Raw genomic sequence first — 9,282 nt, forward strand, 5'->3', positions numbered from 1 at the left:
GAAATCACTATCCCATTAGATAATCAACTAAATGTTGAGTTAAAGCTCGATATACAGTTTAATTGCAATCGCAGCCAGTGATATTGCAATCACGATCTGTGCGATGCGGCCCCAGCGGGTATGGCGCGCTTCCGCCCTGCCAATGGCTTCCGCTGTCTCTGCATCAAAATGCAAACCCTTGACGGCCATCGCATCCATTGCAGCCGTGGCACGATCCATTCGTGCAACCATTTCAGGCGTTTTACGGGCGAAATGTAGCAGCGCATAAGCACTATCTTTTGCATCAAGCAACATGCCCTGCGGTCCGAGATTCTTGCGAATCCAGCCGCCGACAACCGGCTCTGCAGCTTTCCACATGTTGAAATGCGGATCGAGCGTACGCGAAACACCTTCCACCACCACCATGGTCTTCTGAAGCATCAAAAGCTCAGGCCGCGTTTCCATGTCAAACAGCTCGGTTACTTCAAACAGCAGCGTCAGCAACTTTGCCATCGAGATGGTTTCGGCTGGCTGACCGTGGATTGGTTCGCCAATGGCGCGGATTGCCTGTGCGAAGCTCGCCACGTCGTGCGTGTGCGGCACGTAACCGGCTTCAAAATGTACTTCCGCCACACGCAAATAATCACGCTTAATGAAGCCATAGAGAATTTCTGCCAGAAAGCGGCGCTGATCTTTGTTAAGCCGCCCGGTAATGCCGAAATCCACTGCAACAATCATACCTTGTGGATCAACAAAGAGATTACCCGGATGCATGTCCGCGTGAAAAAAACCGTCGCGCAGCGTATGGCGCAGGAAAGACTGAATCAGGGTTTCAGCGAGTTTCTTTAGATCAAAGCCAGCGGTTCTTAACCCTTCAATGTCGGACATTTTAATGCCGTCGATCCATTCAAGCGTCAGAACATCGCGGCCCGTGCGTTCCCAGTCCACGTTAGGAACGCGGAAGCCTTCATCGTCCTTGATATTTTCTGCAATCTCGGACAGTGCTGCCGCTTCGAGCCGCAGATCCATTTCGATACGCGTGGTCTGATGCAGCGTTTCCACCATCTCAACCGGACGCAAGCGCCGCGTAAAGGGTATATGCCGCTCCTGCATGCGAGCGACCATGAAGAAGCTTTCAAGATCACGTGCAAAACGCTGGCGTACGCCGGGGCGAATAACCTTCACCGCAACCTTATGTGGCGCGCCGTCTTTCATTACATAGGCTGGATGCACCTGCGCCATGGATGCGGCAGCAATTGGTGCGTCAAAGTTCACATAGAGGTCATCAATTTTACGACCAAGAGAACTCTCAACCGCTGCTACAGCTTCTGCCTGCGGAAAGAAATCAAGCCTATCCTGCAAAAGCTCCAGATCAGCAGCAACATCTTTACCGACAATATCAGGACGGGTTGCAAGAAACTGACCCAGCTTCACATAGGACGGCCCAAGCTTGTTCATCGCCCTCGAAATGCGCTCGGAGCGCGGCGCATCTTTCGCACGTTTGCGCGCCAGAAGCTTCGCAGCCTTATGTCCTAACGCTGGCAATCCAGCCGCATCATCCACAGGCAGTGAACTCAGCACGCCTTCACGTGCCATGATCCAGCCAGCACGCATCAATCTCAAAGCCGCAGAAATATTGCTCATACTGATCTCAGAGCTTCCAGCCAGAATGAAGGGCTGCAATACCGCCGGTAAAATTGCGATAGCTCACACGCTCGAAACCCGCCTCGCGGATCATGCGCGCAAAATCTTCCTGCTTGGGGAATTTACGGATCGATTCCACAAGATAGCTGTAAGAATCAGCATCCCCCGTGATCATCTTTCCGATCTGAGGAATGGCATTAAACGACCACTGATCATAAATCTTATCAAGCAATGGCATTTCGACCTCAGAGAATTCAAGGCACAGGAAGCGACCGCCTGGCTTCAACACGCGATAGGCTTCGGACAGCGCCTTGTCGATATGCGGTACATTACGGATACCGAATGAAATCGTGTAGGCATCAAAGCTTGCATCTTCAAAGGGCAGTTCTTCTGCACTCGCTTCAACAAATTCGAGATTGTCAGCCAAGCCCTTCTTAATCGCACGTTCACGACCGACGCCCAGCATCGAGCCGTTAATGTCGAGAATGGTGACATGCGCCTGACGGTTAGAGGCTTCTAAAATACGGAAAGCAATATCACCCGTTCCGCCCGCCACATCGAGCGACTTGAAGCCCGGACGCTTGGACGGTGCCAGCCAGCCGATCATCGCATCCTTCCAGACACGATGCAGGCCACCCGACATCAGATCATTCATCACATCATAACGCTTGGCGACTTTATGGAAAACCTCGTTGACCAGCCCCTGCTTTTCGCTTTCATCGACCGATTTGAAGCCGAATGAATGCTCCATGCCACCTTGTGCGCCCACGCGGTCTGCATTGCCGTTGTGCTGGCTCATAACTATCCTGCCGGTTCATGTGCGAAACGAAGCCGATCTCCGTTTTCCGTTTGCCTGATGCATATAAAGCTTGTACCGGACGATACAAGCACAGACCGCAAGCCGATACCCCTTTTGTGATCTCCACTTGCGCATCTGTGCAAAATGTTCAAAGAAATAGAAAACTGTGCGTGCGCGCCTGCCACGCGTTTTCTCCGGCTTAATTAGCCGTTACAGTCGATAAAGATAACAAGAAAAGTGGAAACAACATGGGCGTTAATGTCGTCAGCCATCCGCTTGTCCAGCACAAGCTCACCATTATGCGCAAGCGCGAAACTTCGACGGCCAGTTTCCGGCGTTTGCTGAAAGAAATATCGCTGCTGCTTTGCTATGAAGTGACACGCGATCTCGAATTGACCACCATGCATATCGAAACACCGATGATGCCAATGGAAGCGCCGACGCTTGAAGGCAAGAAGCTGGTTTTCGCTTCGATCCTGCGTGCGGGCAATGGACTTCTAGAAGGTATGCTGGATCTGGTGCCAGCAGCGCGCGTGGCACATATCGGTCTTTATCGCGATCACGATACGCTTCAGCCAATCGAATATTATTTCAAGGCTCCGGAAGATATCGTCAACCGCCTGATTATCGTTGTTGATCCTATGCTGGCCACCGGCCATTCGGCCATTGCGGCCATCGACAAGCTGAAGGAACGCGGCGCGACCAATATTAAGTTCCTGTGCCTGCTGGCAGCACCGGAAGGCATTGAGCGCTTCACTGCGGCTCATCCAGATGTTGATGTCTTTACCGCCTCTATCGATGATAGCCTTGATGAAAAAGGCTATATTGTTCCGGGTCTCGGTGATGCCGGCGACCGCATGTATGGCACGAAGTAAGCTTCAAATCCTACGATAAGCCTTATATCAATCCGCGCTGACCACTCGATAATTGCTATTGAGCGGACAGTGCGGATTTTTTATCTTCTGATGATCAGCAGAAACGGAATAGTCCTATGTCCACGGATAACCGCCTGACAGAACTTGAAATTCGAGTCGCAGAGCAGGAAAAGACGATTGATGAGCTTTCATCTGCGCTTGCAGAGCAGTGGAAAACGATTGATCACCTCAACAAAAAACTGTCCGCGCTGACAGACCGCTTTCTGACACTGGAAGAACAGACGGCACCTGAAATCCCTGTCACCAAGCCTCCACACTGGTAATGCAATGATCGAAATCATAGAGCTAACGGACCGCCCCAACCTTGCAGCCACTTGCGCCAAATGGAACCATGCCGAATGGGGACAGGCGGCAGGCGCAACCGAAGAACAAATCGTCCATGCTCTGAATGAGCTGATCAACGCCACCGATGGTCAGGCCGTGCGTGCAGCGCTCTGGAATGGTGAACTGGCAGGCTTTGTTCTGCTCATTCACAATGATCTCGAAAGCCACCCACACCTCAAGCCATGGGTTGCAAGCCTGCTCGTTGCACCGGAGTTTCGTGGGCGCGGTGTTGCCAAGGCGCTCATGACAGCGATTGAAACGGCAACTCATGAGCTCGGTTATAGCGAAGTCTATCTCTACACCGACAAGCCAGACTTTTACAGGAAAATCGGCTGGAGCGACTTTGAAGAACTGACCGGCGATGATGAAGCCATGCTGATCCTAAATAAGAAAATCGCGCGGGGCTAACCGCGCGATTTTTTTGCTTCTTATGATGCAGCCGGTATCGGGCAGCTCACGCCCGTTCCGCGCAGGCCGCAATAGCCATTCGGATTCTTGGCCAGATATTGCTGGTGATAATCTTCCGCATAATAGAACGTCGGAGCATCAGCAATTTCCGTCGTGATCGGACCGAGACCACGCGACGCCAGTGCGGCCTGATAAGCATCCCTGCTATTTTCAACCGTTTCACGATCCGCAGCATCAAATGTATAAATCACCGAACGATAGGTCGTACCAATATCATTGCCCTGTCGCATCCCCTGTGTGGGGTCATGCTCCTCCCAGAAAAGGGTCAGCAATTCGTCAAGGCTCACCATCTTCGGATCATAGACGACCAGAACCACTTCGGCATGACCGGTCAGGCCGGTGCATGTTTCTTCATAAGTCGGGTTCGGCGTAATGCCGCCTGCATAGCCAACGGCAGTGACATAAACGCCCGGCACCTGCCAGAACAGCCGCTCTGCACCCCAGAAACAGCCCATACCGAATATGATTTTTTTCATGCTTTCCGGCCATGGCGCTTTGAGCGGCTTGCCCGATACATAATGCGAAGCCGCCGTCGGGAGTGCCGCAGCACGACCGGGTAAGGCGTCCTGATGCGAAGGCATCTCAACCTTCTTACGATAGCTGTCTAGGAAACTCATTCAACACCTCCTGAAGAGCGCAGAATATGCGCACGATGCGCAACGCTCTTTGACAAACCGATCATTATAGTCTTCTGCGACCGATCCTGACGATCGATGCTAGCGGGCGCTGAAACTACCAAAGCGTTTTTCACGACGATAACCAACCAAATAGAACAAGAATGCGAGAACGCCAAAAATCAGCCAGCCCGGTTGATCAAGCACAGGAACAAGCACCTCGTCCCAAGCGACTACGCCTATATAGTGCGTCACCAACGTTTCTGCATCCCCCAGGAGTTCCGGCGCACCAACAGCCCACATCTCCAGCAGTGGCTTCACCACGATTTCTTGGGCGCCAACTGAGCGTGCGCCATCCAAAACCGCAAAAATAACCGCCAGCGCCAGACATACCACCGCGAGACCACGCAATACAAAACGAAACACGATTTTTTATCCTCGAGTTTACAGACCCATATTAAGCGCGAAAATCCACGTTATTCATCGTCGAATATCATTTCAATTCGCCGCCGCAGCCTAACACGAGCCGAACAGAGCGCGCAGCCTAAACCTGAAACCAACTTACCCATAAAAATATCTTTTAAAAACAGCACCTTAATTACAAACGAAAAACTTTCGCACAGCCAAACACAAATTAACGCAAAAACTGACAAATAGCAGTTGATCATATGTGTATTCTGGCTATATTGCGCGCCGCAGCACCTGTTTTGGCAACTAACCAATGCCTGATTTGAACGGTGTCGTGTTTGCGAGAGTTCTTACCGCGCCTGCGGATTTCAAGACAGCAAATAAGTGGAGAGGTGGCCGAGTGGTTGAAGGCGCACGCCTGGAAAGTGTGTATACGGGGAACCGTATCGCGGGTTCGAATCCCGCTCTCTCCGCCAGATAATTCAAACAAGATACTTACTCAGACATATCCGCAATGTTGCTGCGCACGCCAATTTATGCCTAAGCAGTTTATTTTTTCCGTGCTTTCGATTTGGTCTGAAGATGACAAACCTTCACCCGATCTCCATTATTACCCTTACGCCAGACGCATCCCTCTTTACCGGGATTTCCTTTGTAAAGATAAATCTCAGCGCGTCTTTTACTGTTGAATGTTTGGTTAGAAAAATTATGTCCGCCGACACGGACATTTTTACCAAACCGGACTTCAGCTCCGGCCACGGTCCCAAACGATGCTGCAAGCATAATTGGAAAAGCAAATATCCAAGGCTTCATTACACGGCCTTCTTTGGTTTCAGGCTTCACAGATTGTCACATTAAGACTACTCGAGTAAATCATCATACAGCGATCTTGCGAAACGCTAAAAAGAATCATTCGATAAAGCCCTCGCCCACGCTAAGTAGATAGAGGCTGAAAGGGCAAGGAACAGCGTCCCAGGACCAATAAGCCTCTAAGGGCCATCTGCAGCCAAGCAGCTCTACGCGACGCTGCAGGATGACTGCAACGAGCAACGATTGCCAGCGCACATGAAGTCTTCGTGCCAGCGATAATATATGCTTTATATTTTTGAGATTTTGGTTGCGGGGGCAGGATTTGAACCTGCGGCCTTCAGGTTATGAGCCTGACGAGCTACCGGGCTGCTCCACCCCGCGCCAGGGTGTTTATTATGAACCGGTTGGGTATTTTTCGCGCTTATTGCGTTGAATGTCTGTTTTGTATTGTTTTGAGAAGATGTTGATTATTTGTGTGCTTAGCAGACCTGGCAGCGACCTACTCTCCCGTGTCTTAAGACAAAGTACCATTGGCGCTGGAGCGTTTCACGGCCGAGTTCGGAATGGGATCGGGTGCAGCCGCTCCGCCATAACCACCAGGTCGGCGAAGAACACAAATATGAGAAGCTGTTGTCTTTCGTGCTGATATTGAGTTGTTTTCAGGCGCTGATAAACAATAAGCACACGACTGTGTGCCGCCGGTTGCCCGGCGCCCTCCCGGAGCCATTCACGAAGTGAATAAGGCGTGAGGGGCAAAGTTTTCATCGAACTTTGTTCGATGGATATTGTAAATGAGAATGATCAAGTCGATCGAGCTATTAGTACCGGTAAGCTACATGCGTTGCCGCACTTCCACACCCGGCCTATCAACGTGGTAGTCTTCCACGGCTCTGATAGGGAATACTCGTTTTTAGGTTAGTTTCCCGCTTAGATGCCTTCAGCGGTTATCTAGTCCGTATATAGCTACCCTGCTATGCCGTTGGCACGACAACAGGTCCACCAGAGATACGTCCATCCCGGTCCTCTCGTACTAGGGACAGATCCTATCAATATTCCTACACCCACGGCAGATAGGGACCGAACTGTCTCACGACGTTCTGAACCCAACTCACGTACCGCTTTAAATGGCGAACAGCCATACCCTTGGGACCTGCTCCAGCCCCAGGATGCGATGAGTCGACATCGAGGTGCCAAACAACCCCGTCGATATGGACTCTTGGGGGTCATCAGCCTGTTATCCCCGGCGTACCTTTTATCCGTTGAGCGATGGCCCTTCCACGCGGGACCACCGGATCACTATGACCGACTTTCGTCTCTGCTCGACTTGTCAGTCTTGCAGTCAGGCAGGCTTATGCCATTGCACTCGACGAACGATTTCCGACCGTTCTGAGCCTACCATCGCGCGCCTCCGTTACTCTTTAGGAGGCGACCGCCCCAGTCAAACTACCCACCATACACGGTCCTGGACCCGGATAACGGGCCGCAGTTAGACATCCATATAGATAAGGGTGGTATTTCAAGGATGACTCCACCATGGCTGGCGCCACGGCTTCAAAGTCTACCACCTATCCTACACATGTCGACACGAATGCCAGTGTAAAGCTATAGTAAAGGTGCACGGGGTCTTTCCGTCTAACCGCAGGAACCCCGCATCTTCACGGGGAATTCAATTTCACTGAGTCTGCGTTGGAGACAGCGGGGAAGTCGTTACGCCATTCGTGCAGGTCGGAACTTACCCGACAAGGAATTTCGCTACCTTAGGACCGTTATAGTTACGGCCGCCGTTTACTGGGGCTTCAATTCAATGCTTGCACATCTCCTCTTAACCTTCCAGCACCGGGCAGGCGTCAGACCCTATACGTCGTCTTGCGACTTCGCAGAGCCCTGTGTTTTTGGTAAACAGTCGCTACCCCCTGGTCTGTGCCACCCTCCAATAGTTGCCTAAAGAAGGGTCACGCTTCTTCCGAAGTTACGCGTGCATTTTGCCGAGTTCCTTCAACGCAGTTCTCTCAAGCGCCTTGGTATTCTCTACCAGTCCACCAGTGTCGGTTTAGGGTACGGTCTATATGCAGGAGCTATTTCCTGGAACCGCTTCGCTGCCAGATCAATCCAATAAGACCTGACAACACACGCAATCCGTCACTACCTGCAGGCCCACGAATATTAACGTGGTTCCCATCGACTACGCCTTTCGGCCTCGCCTTAGGGGCCGGCTAACCCTGCTCAGATTAACTTTAAGCAGGAACCCTTGGACTTTCGGCGAGGGAGTCTCTCACTCCCTTTATCGTTACTCATGTCAGCATTCTCACTTCCGATACCTCCAGGATGTCTCACGACTGTCCCTTCACAGGCTTACGGAACGCTCCGCTACCACGCACATACGTGCATCCACAGCTTCGGTGTATGGCTTTAGCCCCGGTACATTTTCGGCGCAAAGACCCTTATTTAGACCAGTGAGCTGTTACGCTTTCTTTAAATGATGGCTGCTTCTAAGCCAACATCCTGGTTGTTTTGGGATCCTCACATCCTTTCCCACTTAGCCATAACTTAGGGACCTTAGATGGTGGTCAGGGTTGTTGCCCTCTTCACGACGGACGTTAGCACCCGCCGTGTGTCTGCCCAGTAGTACTCCCCGGTATTCGGAGTTTGATTAGGATCAGTAAGACGGTGAGTCCCCATAGCCCATTCAGTGCTCTACCCCCGGGGGTATTCGCTGGACGCTCTACCTAAATAGATTTCGCGGAGAACCAGCTATCTCCAAGTTTGATTGGCCTTTCACCCCTAGCCACAAGTCATCCCGATCTATTGCAACAGATATGGGTTCGGTCCTCCAGTACGTGTTACCGTACCTTCAACCTGCTCATGGCTAGATCACTTGGTTTCGGGTCTAATGCAACGAACTCAACGCCCTATTCAGACTCGCTTTCGCTACGCCTACACCTACCGGCTTAAGCTTGCTCGTTACACTAAGTCGCTGACCCATTATACAAAAGGTACGCTGTCACCCAGAACGAATCTTGGGCTCCAACTGTTTGTAGGCATTCGGTTTCAGGTACTATTTCACTCCCCTCGTCGGGGTGCTTTTCACCTTTCCCTCACGGTACTGGTTCGCTATCGGTCATGCACGAGTACTTAGGCTTGGATAGTGGTCTACCCATGTTCAGACAGGATTTCACGTGTCCCGCCCTACTCAAGGACTTATGTTCATGTTGCGTGTACGGGGCTATCACCCACTCTAGCCAACCTTTCCAGATTGTTCCACTTTAATCACATAAGCCACTGGCCTGGTCCGCGTTCGCTC

At 51.5% G+C, this 9,282-nt stretch carries 8 protein-coding genes, 2 tRNA genes and 2 rRNA genes (1 of these 12 cut by a window edge); 4 read left to right on the forward strand and 8 right to left on the reverse strand.

Going from position 1 to position 9,282, the window contains the following annotated elements; genetic code table 11:
- Positions 1-39: 39 nt before the first annotated feature.
- Positions 40-1,623 carry a 2-polyprenylphenol 6-hydroxylase gene (gene ubiB, locus RI570_RS03900; RefSeq protein ID WP_313827081.1) on the reverse strand — a complete coding sequence of 528 codons (1,584 nt, stop codon included), beginning with the start codon at positions 1,621-1,623 and terminating at the stop codon, positions 40-42.
- Positions 1,624-1,630: 7 nt separating this feature from the next.
- Positions 1,631-2,422, reverse strand: coding sequence for a bifunctional demethylmenaquinone methyltransferase/2-methoxy-6-polyprenyl-1,4-benzoquinol methylase UbiE (gene ubiE, locus RI570_RS03905; RefSeq protein WP_313827082.1), 792 nt, complete (start codon positions 2,420-2,422; stop codon positions 1,631-1,633).
- A gap of 248 nt (positions 2,423-2,670) precedes the next feature.
- On the opposite strand from ubiE, the gene upp reads away from it, so the two are divergent.
- The 3 genes from upp to RI570_RS03920 all read left to right on the forward strand — a co-directional run bounded on the left by upp (position 2,671) and on the right by RI570_RS03920 (position 4,089).
- Entirely contained in the window at positions 2,671-3,297 is a 627-nt protein-coding gene (gene upp, locus RI570_RS03910; RefSeq protein ID WP_310010992.1) for a uracil phosphoribosyltransferase, read from the forward strand.
- Positions 3,298-3,413: 116 nt separating this feature from the next.
- A complete protein-coding gene (locus RI570_RS03915; protein ID WP_313827084.1) occupies positions 3,414-3,620 on the forward strand; it encodes a SlyX family protein in 207 nt (68 codons plus the stop codon).
- A gap of 4 nt (positions 3,621-3,624) precedes the next feature.
- On the forward strand, positions 3,625-4,089 hold the full coding sequence (locus tag RI570_RS03920) for a GNAT family N-acetyltransferase (protein WP_313827085.1): 465 nt from the start codon (positions 3,625-3,627) through the stop codon (positions 4,087-4,089).
- A 20-nt stretch (positions 4,090-4,109) separates the two neighbouring features.
- Here RI570_RS03920 and msrA read toward each other — a convergent pair whose 3' ends face one another.
- Complete coding sequence (gene msrA / locus RI570_RS03925; protein ID WP_313827087.1) at positions 4,110-4,766, reverse strand: peptide-methionine (S)-S-oxide reductase MsrA; 657 nt, start codon at positions 4,764-4,766, stop codon at positions 4,110-4,112.
- A gap of 99 nt (positions 4,767-4,865) precedes the next feature.
- Positions 4,866-5,189 (reverse strand): hypothetical protein, encoded by a 324-nt coding sequence (locus tag RI570_RS03930; protein ID WP_313827088.1) that lies wholly within the window; start codon positions 5,187-5,189, stop codon positions 4,866-4,868.
- A gap of 368 nt (positions 5,190-5,557) precedes the next feature.
- Here RI570_RS03930 and RI570_RS03935 point away from each other — a divergent pair.
- Positions 5,558-5,647 (forward strand) — tRNA-Ser (locus RI570_RS03935).
- Between the two features lie 73 nt (positions 5,648-5,720).
- Here the strand turns inward: RI570_RS03935 and RI570_RS03940 are convergent.
- The 4 genes from RI570_RS03940 to RI570_RS03955 all read right to left on the reverse strand — a co-directional run.
- The gene (locus RI570_RS03940; RefSeq protein WP_313827089.1) at positions 5,721-6,014 is read right to left on the reverse strand and encodes a hypothetical protein; all 294 of its coding nucleotides are present in this window, start codon (positions 6,012-6,014) and stop codon (positions 5,721-5,723) included.
- A gap of 271 nt (positions 6,015-6,285) precedes the next feature.
- A tRNA-Met gene (locus tag RI570_RS03945) sits at positions 6,286-6,362 on the reverse strand.
- A 105-nt stretch (positions 6,363-6,467) separates the two neighbouring features.
- A 5S ribosomal RNA gene (gene rrf, locus RI570_RS03950) occupies positions 6,468-6,582 on the reverse strand.
- A 196-nt stretch (positions 6,583-6,778) separates the two neighbouring features.
- A 23S ribosomal RNA gene (locus tag RI570_RS03955) occupies positions 6,779-9,282 on the reverse strand (it continues 308 nt past the right edge of the window).

Source organism: Brucella pseudogrignonensis (genome assembly GCF_032190615.1).
Taxonomy (GTDB): domain Bacteria; phylum Pseudomonadota; class Alphaproteobacteria; order Rhizobiales; family Rhizobiaceae; genus Brucella; species Brucella pseudogrignonensis_B.

Bases quoted from the DNA above. Each gene is read 5' to 3' on its own strand.
- upp (WP_310010992.1), top strand. From the start codon at position 2,671: ATGGGCGTTAATGTCGTCAGCCATCCGCTTGTCCAGCACAAGCTCACC.
- msrA (WP_313827087.1), bottom strand. From the start codon at position 4,766: ATGAGTTTCCTAGACAGCTATCGTAAGAAGGTTGAGATGCCTTCGCAT.
- ubiB (WP_313827081.1), bottom strand. From the start codon at position 1,623: ATGAGCAATATTTCTGCGGCTTTGAGATTGATGCGTGCTGGCTGGATC.
- RI570_RS03915 (WP_313827084.1), top strand. From the start codon at position 3,414: ATGTCCACGGATAACCGCCTGACAGAACTTGAAATTCGAGTCGCAGAG.
- RI570_RS03920 (WP_313827085.1), top strand. From the start codon at position 3,625: ATGATCGAAATCATAGAGCTAACGGACCGCCCCAACCTTGCAGCCACT.
- ubiE (WP_313827082.1), bottom strand. From the start codon at position 2,422: ATGAGCCAGCACAACGGCAATGCAGACCGCGTGGGCGCACAAGGTGGC.